Source organism: Dietzia psychralcaliphila, from assembly GCF_003096095.1.
Lineage (GTDB): Bacteria > Actinomycetota > Actinomycetes > Mycobacteriales > Mycobacteriaceae > Dietzia > Dietzia psychralcaliphila.
This window is the reverse complement of sequence record NZ_CP015453.1, coordinates 726,363-743,310: the sequence shown is the minus strand read 5'-3', so window position 1 is coordinate 743,310 and position 16,948 is coordinate 726,363. Positions and strand designations below refer to the sequence as shown.

General features: G+C 69.7%; 17 protein-coding genes. 11 read left to right on the top strand and 6 right to left on the bottom strand.

Going from position 1 to position 16,948, the window contains the following annotated elements; all coding sequences use genetic code 11:
* From A6048_RS03315 to A6048_RS03305, 3 genes are all read left to right on the top strand, one after another.
* Positions 1-588, top strand: coding sequence for a GNAT family N-acetyltransferase (locus A6048_RS03315; RefSeq protein WP_107748763.1), 588 nt, complete (start codon positions 1-3; stop codon positions 586-588).
* Between the two features lie 80 nt (positions 589-668).
* On the top strand, positions 669-1,088 hold the full coding sequence (locus A6048_RS03310) for a nitroreductase family deazaflavin-dependent oxidoreductase (RefSeq protein WP_200837413.1): 420 nt from the start codon (positions 669-671) through the stop codon (positions 1,086-1,088).
* 360 nt (positions 1,089-1,448) lie between these two features.
* Positions 1,449-3,131, top strand: a complete 1,683-nt coding sequence (locus tag A6048_RS03305) for a hypothetical protein (protein WP_107748761.1) — start codon at positions 1,449-1,451, stop codon at positions 3,129-3,131.
* A 109-nt stretch (positions 3,132-3,240) separates the two neighbouring features.
* Here the strand turns inward: A6048_RS03305 and A6048_RS03300 are convergent, their stop codons facing one another.
* Both A6048_RS03300 and A6048_RS03295 read right to left on the bottom strand, forming a co-directional pair.
* Positions 3,241-4,158 carry an SDR family oxidoreductase gene (locus A6048_RS03300; RefSeq protein WP_107748760.1) on the bottom strand — a complete coding sequence of 306 codons (918 nt, stop codon included), beginning with the start codon at positions 4,156-4,158 and terminating at the stop codon, positions 3,241-3,243.
* 29 nt (positions 4,159-4,187) lie between these two features.
* Positions 4,188-4,961, bottom strand: a complete 774-nt coding sequence (locus tag A6048_RS03295) for an SDR family oxidoreductase (RefSeq protein WP_107748759.1) — start codon at positions 4,959-4,961, stop codon at positions 4,188-4,190.
* A 78-nt stretch (positions 4,962-5,039) separates the two neighbouring features.
* Between A6048_RS03295 and A6048_RS03290 the strand changes: the two genes are divergently transcribed.
* The 5 genes from A6048_RS03290 (at position 5,040) to A6048_RS03270 (ending at position 9,486) form a co-directional block, all read left to right on the top strand.
* A complete protein-coding gene (locus A6048_RS03290; protein WP_107748758.1) occupies positions 5,040-5,834 on the top strand; it encodes an enoyl-CoA hydratase family protein in 795 nt (264 codons plus the stop codon).
* On the top strand, positions 5,834-6,766 hold the full coding sequence (locus A6048_RS03285; RefSeq protein WP_200837412.1) for a CoA transferase subunit A: 933 nt from the start codon (positions 5,834-5,836) through the stop codon (positions 6,764-6,766). The genes A6048_RS03290 and A6048_RS03285 overlap by 1 nt, the downstream gene beginning before the upstream one ends.
* A complete protein-coding gene (locus A6048_RS03280) occupies positions 6,766-7,536 on the top strand; it encodes a CoA-transferase subunit beta (protein WP_107748756.1) in 771 nt (256 codons plus the stop codon). Before A6048_RS03285 ends, A6048_RS03280 begins: the two co-directional genes overlap by 1 nt.
* On the top strand, positions 7,533-8,618 hold the full coding sequence (locus A6048_RS03275; protein ID WP_107748755.1) for an NAD(P)H-dependent flavin oxidoreductase: 1,086 nt from the start codon (positions 7,533-7,535) through the stop codon (positions 8,616-8,618). The genes A6048_RS03280 and A6048_RS03275 overlap by 4 nt, the downstream gene beginning before the upstream one ends.
* A 178-nt stretch (positions 8,619-8,796) precedes the next feature.
* Positions 8,797-9,486, top strand: a complete 690-nt coding sequence (locus A6048_RS03270) for a hypothetical protein (protein WP_107748754.1) — start codon at positions 8,797-8,799, stop codon at positions 9,484-9,486.
* A 70-nt stretch (positions 9,487-9,556) separates the two neighbouring features.
* Here the strand turns inward: A6048_RS03270 and A6048_RS03265 are convergent, their stop codons facing one another.
* Both A6048_RS03265 and A6048_RS03260 read right to left on the bottom strand, forming a co-directional pair.
* A complete protein-coding gene (locus tag A6048_RS03265; RefSeq protein WP_107748753.1) occupies positions 9,557-10,726 on the bottom strand; it encodes an acetyl-CoA C-acetyltransferase in 1,170 nt (389 codons plus the stop codon).
* A gap of 44 nt (positions 10,727-10,770) precedes the next feature.
* The gene (locus A6048_RS03260) at positions 10,771-11,352 is read right to left on the bottom strand and encodes a TetR/AcrR family transcriptional regulator (protein ID WP_107748752.1); all 582 of its coding nucleotides are present in this window, start codon (positions 11,350-11,352) and stop codon (positions 10,771-10,773) included.
* 151 nt (positions 11,353-11,503) lie between these two features.
* On the opposite strand from A6048_RS03260, the gene A6048_RS03255 reads away from it, so the two are divergent.
* Both A6048_RS03255 and A6048_RS03250 read left to right on the top strand, forming a co-directional pair.
* Entirely contained in the window at positions 11,504-12,904 is a 1,401-nt protein-coding gene (locus A6048_RS03255) for an IS1380 family transposase (protein ID WP_107748751.1), read from the top strand.
* A 226-nt stretch (positions 12,905-13,130) separates the two neighbouring features.
* Positions 13,131-13,919 (top strand): hypothetical protein, encoded by a 789-nt coding sequence (locus A6048_RS03250; protein WP_107748750.1) that lies wholly within the window; start codon positions 13,131-13,133, stop codon positions 13,917-13,919.
* A gap of 24 nt (positions 13,920-13,943) precedes the next feature.
* Here the strand turns inward: A6048_RS03250 and A6048_RS03245 are convergent, their stop codons facing one another.
* Both A6048_RS03245 and A6048_RS03240 read right to left on the bottom strand, forming a co-directional pair.
* Positions 13,944-14,765, bottom strand: a complete 822-nt coding sequence (locus A6048_RS03245; protein WP_107748749.1) for an SDR family oxidoreductase — start codon at positions 14,763-14,765, stop codon at positions 13,944-13,946.
* Entirely contained in the window at positions 14,762-15,994 is a 1,233-nt protein-coding gene (locus A6048_RS03240) for an acyl-CoA dehydrogenase family protein (RefSeq protein ID WP_107748748.1), read from the bottom strand. Before A6048_RS03240 ends, A6048_RS03245 begins: the two co-directional genes overlap by 4 nt.
* A 78-nt stretch (positions 15,995-16,072) precedes the next feature.
* Between A6048_RS03240 and A6048_RS03235 the strand changes: the two genes are divergently transcribed.
* On the top strand, positions 16,073-16,927 hold the full coding sequence (locus A6048_RS03235) for a mycofactocin-coupled SDR family oxidoreductase (protein ID WP_146166370.1): 855 nt from the start codon (positions 16,073-16,075) through the stop codon (positions 16,925-16,927).
* Positions 16,928-16,948: the final 21 nt, after the last annotated feature.

The window sequence follows — 16,948 nt, the reverse complement described above, 5'->3', positions numbered from 1 at the left end:
ATGAGCAGCAACGCCATCGAGACGGCCGCGGCCCGCAGGAGCGAGGTCTTCGCGGCCCTCGCGTCAGCGGACTCCAGGCAGGATGCCGCAGCGGCACTGGCCGACCTCCTCTCCATCCCTTCCGAGGAGGCCGAAGCAGTACTCCGGGCGCCGCTGGAGAACCTTCTGGGGCAACCGGGCGACTCCTCCGCCCCCACCGGGCCGGGCGGCTTCACCCTGCACCCGTTCCGCGACTCGGAGCACCACAGGTCCCTCTTCCACTCCCGGTCCTCGGACGAGACCTCCGCGACCGGAGGCGCGTGGGACGAGAAGAAGACCGAGGCCGAACTGCGCGAGGGACTGCGGCGCGTCGAGGCCGAGTCGGCCATGTGGTTCGTCGCCGTGGACACCTCCCGTGACCAGCCGGTGGGCCTGGTGTTCGGTGAGCAGATCGACGACGGCGATGTCGACGTGGCCATCTGGATCCACCCCGAGGAGCGCAAGAAGGGCTTCGGTCTGGCCGCGCTGAAGGAGAGCCGACGCGAGCTGGCAGCGTTCTTCCCGGGCAAGCACGTGATCGTCCGCGCGCCGCTGTCGGGGTCCAAGTGAGCGAGAGTCACCCCGGGGTGGAGACCGGCGTGGACGATCCCCGGCGCTCCAAGCCGTGGGTCCTCGGCATCATCAAGGTGATGTCCCGCGTCAACACCTGGACGTACCGCGTCTCCGGCGGCCGTATCGGTGGCAACTGGCGGGTCGGATCGGCACTGAAGGCACCGGTTCCGGTCTGCCTGGTGACAACGACGGGACGCAAATCCGGCGAACCGCGCACGGTGCCGCTGCTCCACCTCCCGGACGGTGACCGGGTCCTGCTGGTCGCCTCCCAGGGCGGGCTGCCGAAGCACCCGCAGTGGTACCGGAACATCCTGGTGAATTCCGAGGTCACCATCCAGGTCGGGCGAAGGACCCGAGCGATGAGGGCGAGGGAGGCGACCGCGCAGGAGCGTGCCGAACTCTGGCCCCGCCTCGTCGAGCGCTACTCGGACTTCGCCTCGTACCAGGCCAACACGAGCAGGGTCATCCCGGTGGTGATCTGCGAACCGCTCGGCTGACGCCGGCACTCCCGCTCCGGCCGGGGCCTCTCCTTCCGAGAGGCCCCGGCCGCTGTCGTCCACCCGGATGTCCATCCGGTCGCAGAGATCCCGATTCCCCCTCCCCGCGGCCCGGGGCGGCGACCCCGCCCCGACGCGTGGTCGATCCCACGGTTCTGGGTGTTCGTTTACTCGGCACACAGGTGTTGACGAGTGTTTATCAACCTCATATCACCTCATTAGTCACTTGCGCACCACTTCCTGAGCAAACCGTTGACATCCACTCAGCCTTAGAGGATTCTTATCGGGGTTAGAAGACCGGACCTGGGACCACACGGTCCCGGTCGTCCGAGGGGTCACACCACCGAAAGGACCTCCCCCATGAACAAGCCCAACAGGGCCGCCGCGGTCGCGGCGACATTCCTGCTCGCCACCGCCGGAGTCCAAGGCACGGCGAACGCGCAGGATCTCGGCAGTGTCATCGATGCGATCGGTCCGATTCTCGGCCCGTTCACCGGGTCCGCCGGCGACCTCGCCGGGGGCTCTGCCGGCCTCGATCCGCTCAGTGGCTCGGCCGACCTCCCCGCTCTGAGCTCCGATCCCCTCGGCGGCTCCTCGGCACTGCCGGGCAGCTCCGACCTGCTCGGCGGGTCGTCCGAGATTCCGGGCAGCTCCGATCTCCTCGGCGGGTCGTCCGAGATTCCGGGCAGCTCCGACCTGCTCGGCGGGTCGTCGGAGATCGGTTCCGCGGACATGGCCCCGCTGTCCACGGATCTGCTCGGTGGTTCCGCCGAGTTCGGATCGACGGATATCGGCTCCCTCGGCATGATGCCCCTGTCCTCCGACCTCCTCGGCGGCTCCGCCGAACTCCCCGCCTCGTCGGAGCTCCCGCCGCTGTCCACCGACCTGCTCGGCGGCTCCGCGGACTTCACCTCCTCCGACCTCTCCCCGCTGTCCACCCAGCTGGACCTGCTCGGCGGCTCCGCGGAGTTCGGCTCCACCGAGGTCGGCTCGGCCGGCATGACCCCGCTGTCCACCGACCTACTCGGAGGCTCCGCTGGCTTCACCTCCTCCGACCTGGCCCCGCTCGTCGGCTCCGCGGGCATGGTCCCGTTGTCCAGCGAGCTCCTGGTGGGGTCGGGCGACGTGGGATCGACCGGCATGACGCCGCTGTCCACGGAACTCCTCGGCGGCTCGGCCGAGTTCGGTTCCACCGATGTCGGATCCCTCGGCATGACCCCGCTGTCCACGGAACTCGATCTCCTCGGTGGTTCTGCTGAGTTCACCTCCTCCGACCTCGCGCCCCTCACCGGTTCGGAGGGCATGGGCTCCACCGGAATGTCTCCCCTGTCCACCGAGCTCAACTTCCTCGGTGGGTCCGCGGAGCTCCCGCCGCTGTCCGCCAACTTCCCTGACGGCTCCACCGCGGGCATCGGCGGTTCTGCCGAGCTCGTCGGCGACGGGATCGCCGGGTCGCTGACCAACGGCTCCGCCAACCAGCTCGCCGGCTCGGTGGAGAGCAACTCCGCCGACCCGATCATCGGGTCGATCGCCGAGGGCGGGATCCTGCCCGCACTGTCCGGCTCCATCGAGGAGGTCTCCGGATCCCTCTCGGGCAACAGCGGCTCCACGGGCCAGAGTTCGGACCTGATCACCGGATCCACCGGTGGCAGCGCCGAGGTGTTGACCGGCTCCTTCGGTGACCTCACCGCGGTCAACGGCTCGCTCACCGCGCTGACCGGTTCGCTGGAGAACGGTTCCGTCCAGGGCACGTTCTCGACGAACCTCGGGTCGGAGATGGGCGCGCTCAGCTCCCTGGAGGCCGCGGCCAGCCTGGGCGGCGAGAGCGGTTCGGGAATCGCCCTGCTTCCGGTCCTGTCCCTGGGCGGCACGCTCGTCCTCGCGGGCGCTGCGATCAATGGTGGCGTGGCGCTCCCCGCCCTGCCCCCGATGCCCGGCCTGCCGCCGCTGCCCACGATCTGCGACCTGCCGCAGGAGCAGGTCGACCAGCTCGCGAACGCAGGATCGGTTCACGCGCAGGACTGCCCGGATCCCGAGAACTGAGTCACCTGATATCGGGCGCTGAGCCCGGGACCGGAGAAGGAGCCCCGCACCGAGCTGGTGCGGGGCTCCTTCTCGCAGTTCAGGCCGGGCGCGGTTCAGACCGGCGGGCTCAGCGGGCGCCGTACACGGGCACCGGCGCGGGCGACTCGGAGAGCAGTCGCGGCACCACGGACCCCAGCTCTGCCGGGTCCCACTTGGCACCCTTGTCCTCGGACGCGGCGCGCTGCCATCCGTCGCACACGGTGACCTTTCCACCCTCGACCTCGAACACGCGTCCGGTGACATCGGCTGATTCCGTCGACCCGAGCCACACGACCAGCGGCGAGACGTTGGCCGGGTCCATGGCGTCGAAGGAGCCGTCCTCCGGCGCGGCCATCTGGGAGGCCATACCCTCCCCCGCGGAGGTGGTCATACGGGTACGCGCGGCCGGGGCGATGGCGTTGGCGGTCACGCCGTAGCCCTTCATCTCGGCGGCGGTCTGGACGGTCAACAGCGCGATGCCGGCCTTCGCGGTGGCGTAGTTGCCCTGTCCCACCGAACCGAACAGACCGGCGCCCGACGAGGTGTTGATGACCCGGGCCTGGCGGGGCCTGCCGGCCTTCGACTCCGCGCGCCAGTACTCGGCGGCGTGCCGTAGCGGCGCGAAGTGGCCCTTGAGGTGGACGGTGATCACGTTGTCCCAGTCCTGCTCCCCCATGCCGACGAGCATCTTGTCGCGGAGGAAGCCGGCGTTGTTGACCAGCACGTCGAGTCCCCCGAAGTGGTCGATCGCCTGCTGGACGAGTTCGCGTGCCCCCTCCCACGAGGAGATGTCGTTACCGTTGACCACAGCCTCGCCGCCGGCGGCCCGGATCTCCTCCACCACCTGCTCGGCCGGGGACTCCCCCACGTCCGATCCGTCGAGCCCGGCGCCGAGGTCGTTGACCACGACCCTGGCCCCCTCGGCCGCGAAGGCCAGGGCGTGCTCCCGGCCGATCCCGCGGCCGGCGCCGGTGACGATGACGACGCGTCCGTCGCAGATTCCCATGGTTCTCCTTGAATAGTGGTTCGGTGATGTCAGGGGCTGGTGTTGGCGTTGGCCGCCGAGAGGAAGGCCGGCTTCTCGCCGCCCCCGTGGACCAGGAGTTCGGCGCCGGTGATGTAGGCCGCCAACGGCGAGGCCAGGAACGCGGCCGCCTGGCCCACGTCCCGCGGGTCCGCCATCCGGCCCATCGGGATCGTGGCGTCGACCGCGGCCACACCGTCGGAGTCCCCGTAGTGCATCTCGGCGAGCTCGGTCTTGACCGGGCCCACCACCACGGAGTTGATCCGCACGGCGGGCGCCCACTCGACGGCCAGGGACTGCGTGAGCGAGTCGATGCCCGCCTTGGCGGCTCCGTACGAGGCGGTCCCGGGCGAGGGCCGGTGGCCGGAGACCGACGAGATGTTGACGATCGCCCCGCCAGACGGCTGCATGACCCGGTTCGCCTCCTGGGCCACCGTGAGGGCGGACAGCAGGTTCAGCGCGATGATCTTGGAGTGGAAGTTGGCGCTGGCGTCGGCCGCCAGGGCGAACGGGGCTCCGCCGGCGTTGTTGATCACCACGTCCAGACGACCGTGTCGTTCCACGATCCGGTCGACCACCGCACGGACCGCGTCGGGGTCCCGGAGGTCGACGGAGTGGAACTCGAGATCCGCGACGTCGGATCCGTCGTCGGCGGGACGTCGCGCGCAGGTGACGACGACGGCGCCCGCTTCTCGGAAGACCCTGCTGATGCCCGCGCCGACGCCGCGGACGCCGCCCGTGACGAGGACGACCCTTCCCGCCAGACCCAGATCGATGTTCGACATGCGTGCTAGCCTACCAAGCAAGCGTTTGGTTAGTCACCCGACCGCTGAAGCACAGCGGCGGCGTGCGAAGGGAGCACCATGGGCATCAGTGTCGACAAGGGAGCAGACGGCATCGCGACCGTCACCGTCGACTTTCCCCCCGTCAACGCCATCCCGTCCGCGGGGTGGTTCGACCTCGGCGAGCAGATCCTCGCCGCCGGGCGCGACCCGGAGGTGCACGTGGTGATCCTCCGGGCCGAGGGCCGGGGGTTCAACGCGGGCGTCGACATCAAGGAGATGCAGGACTTCGAGGGTTTCGACCACCTCCTGGCCGCCAACCGCGGGTGCTACGTGGCCTTCAACGCCGTCTACGAGTGCGCGGTCCCCGTGATCGCCGCGGTGAACGGGTTCTGCGTCGGAGGCGGCATCGGGCTCGTGGGGAACGCGGACTGCATCGTCGCCTCCGACGACGCGGTGTTCGGGCTGCCCGAGGTGGACCGGGGAGCGCTCGGCGCCGCGACCCACCTGGCGCGCATGGTCCCCGCGCACATGATGCGCACCCTGTACTTCACCTCCCGGAACGTCACCGCACAGCAGCTCCACAGCTGGGGCACGGTGTACGAGGTGGTACCCCGTGACCAGCTGGACGCGGCGGCGCGTGACCTCGCGGAGACGATCGCCGCCAAGGACACCCGGGTGATCCGCGCGGCCAAGGAAGCCATCAACCACATCGACCCGGTCGACGTGAAGACCTCGTACCGCATGGAGCAGGGCTTCACCTTCGAACTCAACCTCGCCGGCGTGGCCGACGAGCACCGGGACGAGTTCGTCAAGACGGGCCGGAACCTGGACCGACGAGATAACAGATCCGAGAGGACGGGCGAGAACAAGTGATGACGACCCCCACCCCGCGCGACAAGCGCACCAGTCTCGACGAGGCCGTGGGACGCCTCTCCAGCGGCATGACCATCGGCATCGGTGGCTGGGGTTCGCGGCGCAAGCCGATGGCGCTCGTCCGCGCGATCCTGCGCCGCGAGGACCTGACCGACCTCACTGTCGTCACCTTCGGCGGCCCGGACCTGGGGCTCCTGTGCTCGGCCGGGAAGGTCTCGAAGGTCTACTACGGCTTCGTCTCGCTGGACTCCGCGCCGTTCTACGACCCGTGGTTCGCACGCCGCCGCACCGAGGGAGCGATCATCTCCCGCGAGATGGACGAGGGCATGGTCCGCGCCGGCCTCACCGCCGCGGCGCACCGCCTGCCGTTCCTGCCCACGCGCGCCGGCCTCGGCTCGGACGTGTTCCGCTTCTGGGGAGACGAGCTCAAGACCGTCGACTCGCCGTATCAGGTGGACGGCCGGACCGAGACGCTGGTGGCGATGCCGGCGTTGCGGCTCGACGCCGCCCTGATCCACCTGGACAAGGCCGACAAGCACGGCAACGCCGCGTTCACGGGCGTTGACGGGTACTTCGACGACCTCTACGCGATGTCCGCGGATACGGTCCTCCTCGAGGTCGACGAGGTCGTGGAGTCGGCGGACGCGCTGATGAACGAGGTGGGCCCGCAGCGCATGCTGCTGAGCCGGATGTTCGTCGACACCGTCTCCGAGGCGCCGAACGGCGCGCACTTCACGTTCGCCGGCGGCTATGGCCGTGACGAGGCGTTCCAGAGGCACTACGCCTCCTCGGCCAAGGACGACGCGTCGTGGGCGGACTTCGTCTCCGAGTTCCTGTCCGGCTCAGAGGAGGACTACCAGAAGGCGGTCGCCGCGTTCGCGGAGAAAGCCGCCGCCGAGAAGGCCACCGCCGCAGACAAGGGAGCCAAGTGATGACCGACACGACCACCCAGTCCGTCACCCGGGCCGAGTACTGCGCCGTGGCATGCGCGGAGATCTTCGCCGGTGCCGGTGAGATCTTCGCCTCCCCCATGACGCCGATGGCCACCATCGGCGCCCGCCTCGCGCGTCTCACCACCGAGCCGGACCTGCTCATCACCGACGGCGAGTACCGCTTCCTGGCCCAGACCCCGCCGTTGGGCAAGGTCATCGACTTCGAGGGGTACATCCCGTTCCCCCGCGTGTTCGACGTCCTCCAGGCCGGCACCCGCCACGTGGTCATGGGCGCCAACCAGATCGACCGGTTCGGCAACCAGAACCTCTCGGCCTTCGGCGACGACGTCCAGAAACCCGCGCGGCAGATGTTCGGCCTGCGCGGTGCCCCGGGCAACTCGATCAACCACGCCACCAGCTACTGGGTGGGCAAGCACTCCACCCGCGTCTTCACCGAGAAGGTCGACATCGTCTGCGGCGTGGGCAACGACCGGTACGACGAGGGTGATCCGGCGTTCCGCTACCACCACCTCCACCGGGTGGTGTCCAACCTGGGGGTGTTCGACTTCACCGGATCCGATCGCGGGATGCGCGCGGTGAGCCTGCATCCGGGGGTGACCGCCGAGGAGGTCGCGGACAACACCGGGTTCGCTATCGAAGGGCTGGCCGAGGCGGGGGTCACCCGCGACCCGTCCGCCGATGAGCTCCGCCTCATCCGCGAGGTCCTCGACCCACGCGGGTTCCGCGACCGCGAGGTGCCGGCCGCGTGAACGCCCCCACCATCACCACGGCCTTCACCGAACTCGTCGGCGTCGAGTACCCGATCGTCCAGACGGGCATGGGGTGGGTATCCGGTCCGGAGCTCACCGCGGCCACCGCCAACGCCGGGGGGCTGGGGATCATCGCCTCGGCCACCATGACAATTGCTGAGCTCGAGAACGCCATCGTGCGCACCAAGGAGCTGACCAGCAAGCCCTTCGGGGTCAACCTCCGCGCCGACGCCGAGGACGCCGCCGAGCGGTGCGAGCTCATGATCCGCCACGGGGTGAGGGTCGCGTCGTTCGCGCTCGCGCCCAAGCCGGAGTTGATCGCCAGATTGAAGGAGAACGGCCTCGTCGTCGTCCCCTCCATCGGTGCGGCCAAACACGCCGTCAAGGTGGCCTCGTGGGGCGCCGACGCGGTGATCGTCCAGGGCGGCGAGGGCGGTGGACACACCGGCCCGGTGGCCACGACGCTGTTGCTGCCGAGTGTCATCGACGCGCTGGGCGGGGCCGGGAACACCTCCATCCCGGTGATCGCGGGGGGAGGGTTCTTCGACGGCCGCGGCCTGGTGGCCGCGCTGGCCTACGGCGCCGCCGGCGTCGCGATGGGCACGCGGTTCCTGCTCACCAGCGATTCCCGCGTCCCGGACGCGGTCAAGCAGCAGTACCTGGAGAAGGGGCTGCAGGACACCGTCGTCTCCACCCGTGTCGACGGCATGCCGCACCGCGTCCTGCGTACCGGCCTGGTCAACGCCCTGGAGTCGGGCAGCCCCGTCAAGGGGATGCTGGCGGCCGTCCAGAACGCCAACAAGTTCAAGTCCATGACGGGCATGAGGTGGCAGGCACTCGCCAGGGACGGCCTCAACATGAAGAAGGCGTCCGACCGCACGTGGCAGCAGATCGTCATGGCCGCCAACACCCCGATGCTGCTCAAGGCCGGCCTCGTCGAGGGGAACACCGAGGCCGGCGTGCTGGCCTCCGGTCAGGTCGTGGGCATGATCGAGGACCTACCCAGCTGCGACGAGCTGATCCAGCGGATCATGACCCAGGCGCACCAGCGGCTGGAGACCCTGCGGGACCTGGGCTCGTAGGTCCACTCTCATCCCCACCCGACCCACGGGCAACTTCTTTAACGCACCCGCCGACCGCGAAGGTTGGCGGGTGCGGTCATGTTCACCGAATCAGTACTTCCTCAGGATTTTCTTGGCCTAATCTGAGAGTCGTTGTCCGCCAACCGCGGACTCCACCACGCACCCTCAGGAGAACACTATGACCTCCCCCCGTACCGCCGTCCGCACCGCGGCCGTCCTCGGCGCCACCGCCGCCCTGACCTTCGCCGGCGCCGGCGCCGCGACCGCTGTCACCCCCGCCGCTCCCGTCGTGGACGGCAACACGATCTCCGTCACCTTCGAGACCGACGGTCTGGTCGACGGTGACACCTGCGTCGCCGTGGCCGCCCCCACCTCCAGCGCCGCCGCCATCGCGGCGCAGCTCGAGGCGCTCTCGAGCCTGAACGCCGACGCGATCCTGGACCTGGTCAGCGGGAACACTGAGTTGACCGCTCTCCGCGGCGGCCCTCTGAACAGCCCGGTTGCCGTCATCACTTCCTTGACCGGCGACGTCACGGTCTCCGCCACAGTGGACTCCAACGTGTACGCCGTGGTCACCTACTGCCTGCTCGGTGAGGCGAACGTCGCCGGGCCCGTGCTCGTCGGCGACCCGCTCGACGCGATCCAGGGCAGCATCGGCGGACTCTCGACCGAGGACACCCTCGGAACCCTCTCCGCCGCCACCGGCGAGGGCGATGACAGCGGCCTCGGCAGCGTCCTCGGCTTGCTCGGCGGCGGCGAGGCCGGTGGCGAGCTCGGTCTCGACGCCCTGTCCTCGGCAATGGGCGGCGAGGCCGGTGGCGAGCTCAACCTCGACACCCTCTCGGCGGCCGGCGACACCGAGAACTGACAGCACACGCACGCGGGCCCCGCACCAGTCGGTGCGGGGCCCGTCCCGTTATTGAGCCGCGGCTGAGCCGTCAGGTGTCCAGGCGCTCGATGATCGTCACGTTGGCGGTGCCGCCGCCCTCGCACATCGTCTGCAGGCCGTAGCGGCCGCCGGTGCGCTCGAGCTCGTTCAGGAGCGTGGCGAACAGTTTCGCGCCGGTGGCACCGAGCGGGTGACCGAGGGCGATGCCGCCGCCGTTGGGGTTCACCCGGGCCGGGTCGGCGCCGATCTCCTTGATCCAGGCCAACACGACGGGGGCGAACGCCTCGTTGATCTCCACCACGTCGATGTCGTCGATCGTCAGTCCGGTCTTCTCCAGGGCCCACCGGGTGGCGGGGATCGGCGCGGAGAGCATCATCACCGGATCGTCGCCGCGCACGGTGAGGTGGTGGATCCGGGCCCGCGGCGTCAGGCCGTACTTCTCCACCGCCTCCGCGGACGCGAGCAGCCCCGCGGACGCCCCGTCGGAGATCTGTGACGCCACCGCGGCGGTCAGGGACCCTCCCTCGGCGAGCACCGGCAGTGAGGCCATCTTCTCGAGTGTCGTCTCACGGGTGGTCTCGTCCGACTCGAGTCCGGCCAGCGGGACGTACTCACCGGCGAACCGGCCCTCGGCGATCGCGGCGCGGGCGCGGGAGTGCGACTGCAGCGCCCACTGCTCCATCTCCTCGCGGGAGATGTCCCACCTGTCGGCCATCATCTGCGCGCCGTTGAACTGCGAGATCTCCTGGGCGCCGAAGCGCTCGACCCACCCGGTGGAGCCGGTGAACGGGTCGTCGAACCCGTACTCGCGACCCGCCAGCATGGCCGACGAGATGGGCAGGGCGCTCATGTTCTGGACTCCACCGAACAGAACCACGTCCTGGGTCCCGGACATGATCCCCTGGGCCCCGAAGTGGATGGCCTGCTGGCTGGATCCGCACTGGCGGTCGACGGTCGTGCCGGGCACGCCGAGGGGCATCCCCGCCGCGAGCCACGCGGAGCGCGCGATGTTGCCCGCCTGGGGGCCGATGGCGTCCACGCAGCCGAAGATCACGTCGTCGACGACCTCCGGGTCGATCCCCGTGCGCTCGACGACGGCGCGGATGACGTGCGCGGCCAGGTCCGCCGGGTGCTGGCCGGACAGGCTGCCGCCGCGCTTGCCCGCGGGCGTCCGGACTGCGTCGATCACGTAGGCCTCGCGGCCGGTCACGCTGGTCATGTGTCTCCTCGTGGGGGTATGAGATCAGGATGGGGTGGTGCTGATCAGTCGACGGCCAGGCCGTCGAGCACGATGCGCAGGTACTGGTCCGCGATCGCGGCGTGGTCGTCGGCGTCCTCCGGCCGGTACCAGCGCACTGCCACCCAGACCGTGTCACGGAGGAACCGGTAGGTGAGCCGGATGTCGAGGTCGGGACGGAACTCCCCGGACTCCATTCCCCGACTCAGCACGTCGGTCCACATCTCGCGGAACTCGGTGTTGCGCTCGCGGAGGTAGTCGAACCTCGGATTGCCCCGGAGATGCTTGAGCTCGTCCTGGTAGATGGCCACCTCGTCGCGGTGGCGGTGGATGGCCTCGAACGAGACGCGCACCAGCCCCTCGAGGGTCTCCCGGGGCGACGACCCCGCGTCGACGATCCGCTGGTAGTCCCCGAAGAGCGAGTCGAGGAATCCGCGGAGGATCTCGTCTACGATCGCCTCCTTGGACGAGAAGTGGTGGTACAGGCTGCCCGAGAGGATGCCGGCCGCGTCGGCGATGTCTCGCACGGTGGTGGCGCGGAGGCCGCGCTCGGCGAAGAGCCCGGCGGCGATCGCCAGGAGCTCCTCACGTCTGGTCGTGCTGGTCATTCGGCCACCCTACCAACCAAGCACTTGCTAGCCCGGGTGATTCACGGGGATCTGCGGATCGCTGGGTGTAAATAGACCGAAGTGCTTCCTGAGCAGGGGAAACTGGGACTTGTCTAAGGTTCCTGATCCTCAAGCAGAAAGCACTCGGTAGGTGAAGCGTACTTCGTGGTCGTCTGGTCTGTCTGTTACCGCTGATGGTGTCGGGGTGATTTCTCACGCCGGGGCTCTGGCGCCGCGTCTGCTGGCGGACCGTGTGGGGCTCACGGCCGAACTGTCCGGGGCTATGGCTCGCCGCCGGTTCAATCCCGTTCACGATCGCGGCCGGGTTCTGACTGATGTCGCGGTGATGCTCGCCGACGGTGGCGAGACGATCTCCGATATCGGGGTCCTGCGCCACCAGTCAGAGGTCCTGGGCCCGGTGGCCTCGGCACCGACGGTGTGGCGCACCCTGGACGAGGTCACCGCAGGTAAGCGGAAGAAGATCCAGGTCGCTCGTGCCCGCACCCGGCGGCATGTGTGGTCCCGCCTGCCAGGTGGAGTTCCCGCATCCACATGTGCAGGTCGTAACCTGGGATCAACGATCGTGCTGGATGTGGACGCCACCATCGTGGTCACCCACAGCGAAAAAGAGAACACCGCTCCGACGTACAAGCGCACGTTCGGCTACCACCCGATCGGCGTGTGGTGCGACAACACAGAAGAGTTCCTCGCCGCGAGTCTGCGTCCGGGCAACGCGGGGTCGAACACCGCCTCCGACCACATCGACGTCCTGGGCCAGGCGATCGCGCAGATCCCCGCCGCCCGCCGTCGTGATCTGCTGATCCGCTCCGACGGTGCCGGCGCCTCCCACGACCTGTTGAACTGGGTCACCGACCAGAACCGTGTTCGTGGTCGACGCGTGGAGTACTCGGTCGGGTTCTCGGTCACCGCCCCGATACGCCGAGCGATCGCGATCGCCCCCGAGGAGGCGTGGGGTCCGGCACTGAACCAGTCCGGCGAAATCCGCGACGGGGCCGAGGTCGCGGAACTGACAGGGATCCTGCCGCCGAAGATGCTCGCGAAATGGCCCGAGGGGATGCGGGTCATCGTCCGCCGCGAACGACCCCACCCAGGCGCCCAGTTGTCGATGTTCGAGGAGATCGACGGGTGGCGCTACCAGGCATTTGTCACCAACACCGCCACCGGTCAACTGCACTTCCTAGAAGCCAGGCACCGGGCGCACGCCCGCGTCGAAGACCGAATCCGCCACGCCAAAGACACCGGCCTGGGCCGCCTTCCCTCACGCGAATTCGCCCTCAACCAGGCCTGGCTCGTAGCGGTGATGATCGCCGCGGACCTGGTGGCCTGGACGCGGATGCTTGCCTGCACCGGCGCCGCCGCCGTGCTCGCCTTGTGCGAGCCCAAAGCGCTGCGCTACCGCTTCCTTCACGTCGCCGCCAGACTGACCCGTAGCGGCCGCAGGCGCCGGGTGAAGATCCCCGAAACCTGGCCTTGGGCCACCGCCATCGAAGCCGTCTTCCAGACCATCGCCGCGATCCCCAAACCCGCCTGACCCCACCCGTCCACCCACAACAGCACCACCCGGAGACCCGCCCACCGGCAGCGCCAGCCGGCACCCCCGCACGCCCAAATCCCCACCCGGACGCCACATCAGTAGGGGACCAGATTCCTCAACCCCCGTGAATCACCGGGGCTAGGTACAGGACACCGCGACCCGAGGCCTGCGGCGGCCGCGTCGGTCCGCCCGCCGGCGCGGCCGACTGCCTAGACTCCCCACCATGCGCCCCACGATCTCGTCCCCACCGCGCCGAGCCGGTCGCCGTGTCCTCGCGGCCTCGGCGACGTTCGGCCTCGCCCTGAGCCTCACCGCCTGCACGATCGGTGAAACCGGCGACGACGACACCCCCGCGGGCACGACCACAGCGGTGGCCGAGGCGCCCCGGGACCAGCCGACGAGCGCACCGGGCGCGCCGGACGCAGGCGTCGACCAGTTGGTGCTGAACGCCGACGACGCCCCCGAACTGGGCCTGTCCCCCGTCTCGTCCGAGGACATCGCGGGAGGGGTCGGCGCGCTGGAGGACATCGCCGCGGGGATCCGTGTCGACCCCGAGCGTTGCGCGGATTTCAGCCAGGACGCCTTCCTCGCCCAGGCCGAACCGGGCGCGATGGCGATCCAGGCGGGCCAGAGCGGGAACTCCGCGTACGCGGTGTCCGTGACGACGGTGACCGACAGCCTTCCCGCTCGTGAGCAGCTCATCGCCGACTGCCCGACCATGACGGTCACGATCCCCCTCGAGGGGACCGAGGTGACCACCCGGGCCGAGAACTCGCTGCTGGAACTCCAGGCCCCCGAGGGCGTGGAGCACTTCGCCGCCATCTCGCAGACCAACACCATGGACATGATGGGTCAGGAGATGCTCACGGGGAACGTCCTGATCACCGGGGTCGTGCGGGGGATCGGAGTCTCCGTCACGGTCGCCAACGGTGCGGGGCCGGTCTCCGACGTCGAACGGGACACGGCTGTGGACGCCTTCGGCAAGCAGGTCGAGAAGATCCGGGACGCCTAGCCCCGGGCCCGGGGCCACCGCGGGTCAGGCCCGCTGGGACGAGATGGAGACGACCTCCCCGGTGAGGTAGGTGGTGTAGTCGCTGGCGAGCATGGCTATGGTCGCGGCCACCTCCCAGACGTCGGCGGCCCGCCCGAACGCCTCCTTGGCGGCGAGCTCGTCGAGGAGCTCGGCGGAGGCCGACTTCTCCAGGAACGCGTGGCGGGCGATGGAGGGCGCGATCGCGTTGATGCGCACGCCGAAGTCGGCGCCCTCGATCGCGGAACACCGGGTGAGCGCCATGACGCCGGCCTTGGCCGCCGCGTAGTGCGCCTGCGCCCGCTGCGCGCGCCACCCCAGCACCGAGGCGTTGTTGACGATCACCCCGTTGTGGGGCACGTCGCGGAAGTACCGCAGCGCCGCGCGGGTCGCGCGGAACGTGCCGTTGAGCGTGATGTCCAGGACCCGGTCCCAGTCCTCGTCGGTCATGTCGACCAGCTCACCCTCGCCTCCGAAGCCGGCGTTGTTGACCAGCACGTCGATGCGGCCGAGCTTTTCGGCGGCGCCGGAGATCAGCGCGTCGACGTCCGAGGTCGACTGCACGTTGCAGGTGATGGCCTCGAACCGCTGCTCGGGGAACTCGGCGGCGAGCGTGTCGCGGGCCTCGTTCATGCGGCGCTCGTGGAAGTCCGACACCAGCACGTCGGCACCCTCGAGCGCGGCGCGACGTGCGGCCGAGAACCCGATCCCCGTGCCGGCGGCCGCCGTCACCACGACCTTCTTGCCGGCGAGCAGCCCGTGTCCCGAGGTCTCCTCGGGCACCGTGGACAGGGGGGACGCGGCGAGGGGGGACTTGTGCTGGGTCATGACGGCCTGGCCTCTCGGGGTAGTCCGAGCACGCGCTCGGAGATGATGTTGCGCTGGATCTCGTTGGATCCGCCGTAGATGGTGTCGGAGCGGGTGAACAGGAAGAGCCGCTGCCACCGCGCCAACTCGAGATGCTCCGGGTCGTGCAGGTCGTTGGCCGCGCCCTCGGAGTCGTGCGTGGGCCCGGTGAGCGACTCCGCCCCCTGCACGGTCATCGCCAGTTCGCCCAGATCGCGGTGCCAGGTGGCCCACAGGAGTTTGGCCGCGGAGGCGTTACCCCCGGAGGCGTCGCGCTCGGCGAGGGTACGCAGTGCATGGGCGCGGATCACCTTGAGCCCGACCCAGGCGCGCGTGATCCGTTCGCGCACCGCGGGGACCTCCGCGTTGCCGTTGGACCGGGCCATGGCCACGATCTGGTCGAGCTCGCGGGCGAAGCCCACCTGTTGACCGAGCGTCGACACACCCCGCTCGAACTCCAGCAGGGTCATGGCGACCTTCCAGCCCTCGCCCCGCTCCCCCACGATCATTCCGGCGTCGGTGACGGCGTCGTCGAAGAAGACCTCGTTGAACTCCGAGGTCCCGGTGAGCTGCTGGATCGGCCTGATCTCGACGCCCGGCTGGTCCAGCGGCACCAGCAGGAAACTCAGGCCCTTGTGACGGCTGGTCCCCTCCTCGGTCCGGGCCACGACGAACACCCACTGGCTCAGGTGCGCCAGGGAGGTCCACACCTTCTGCCCGTGCAGATGCCATCTGCCGTCCTCGCCCAGGCGCGCGGTGGTGGACACGTTCGCCAGATCGGATCCGGCGCCGGGCTCGGAGTACCCCTGCGCCCACAGTTCGGTGACGTCGAGGATCCGCGGCAGGAAACGGTCCTTCTGCTCCTGCGTACCGTGCGCGATGAGGGTGGGCCCGAGCAGCGTCTCGCCCAGGTGCGACACCCGCGCCGGGGCGTCGGCCTTGGCGTACTCCTCGTGCACGCGGACCTGCTGGCTCAGGGATGCCCCGCGGCCGCCGTACTCGACCGGCCAGCCCACGCAGGTCCACCCGGCCTCGGCCATGTGCCGCTCCCAGGCCAGGCGTCGGGCGAAGAACTGGTGCTCGCTGCCGGGCCCGCCGGTGCCCTTGATCTCGGCGAAGTCTCCGGTCAGGTTGTCGTCCAGCCACGTGCGGAACTCCGCGGCGAACTCGTCGTCGGTCATCTCCGACGCCGGCCTGGTGCTCTGGGTCATGGGGCCACTCTACCAAGCACTTGCTTGGTTTGCCCGAACCGGCCGCCCCCACGGACCGCGTCGGGTGTGATGGTCGACATGAGCACACCCGTCACGCCCCTGGAGGGCAAGGTCGCACTGGTCACCGGCGCCGCCCGGGCACAGGGCCGGGCCCACGCCGTCCGTCTCGCCTCGGAGGGCGCGGACGTCGTGGTCACCGACATCTGCGCCCCCGTATCCGAGTCCGTCTCCTACCCGGCGCCGACACCGGACGATCTCGCCGAGACCGTTCGCCTGGTCGAGGAGGCCGGGGGCAGATCCCTCTCGGCCGTCCTCGACATCCGGGAACTGGGCGCGCTGCAGGACCTGGTCACCCGCACCATCGCCACCTTCGGCCGGCTGGACATCGTCGTCGCCAACGCCGGCGTCCTCAACTGGGGCCGGCTGTGGGAGCTGCCGGAGGACGACTGGGACATGGTCATCGGCGTCAACCTCAGCGGCACGTGGCGGACGATCCGCGCGGCGGTGCCGGCGATGATCTCCGCGGGCAACGGCGGGTCGATCATCATCGTCAGCTCGTCGGCGGGCCTCAAGGCCACGCCGGGCAACGGGCACTACTCGGCCTCCAAGGCCGGCCTGGTCGCGCTGACCAACTCACTCGCCCTCGAGGCGGGCGAGTTCGGCATCCGGGTCAACTCGATCCACCCGTACTCGGTGGACACGCCGATGATCGACCCCGACGGCATGGCGGAGATCTTCGGCCGGTTCCCGTCGTACCTGCACAGCTTCTCGCCGATGCCCCTCAAGAACGTCCTCGCGGACGGCGTCAGCACGCTGGCGGACTTCATGCCCCCCGAGGAGGTCGCCGACGTGGTGTCGTTCCTGGCCGGGGACGGTTCCCGCTCGATCTCGGGGGTCCAGGTCCCGTTCGACCGGGGCGCGCTCAGGTACTGAGCACGGGGCCGACCAAGCAGG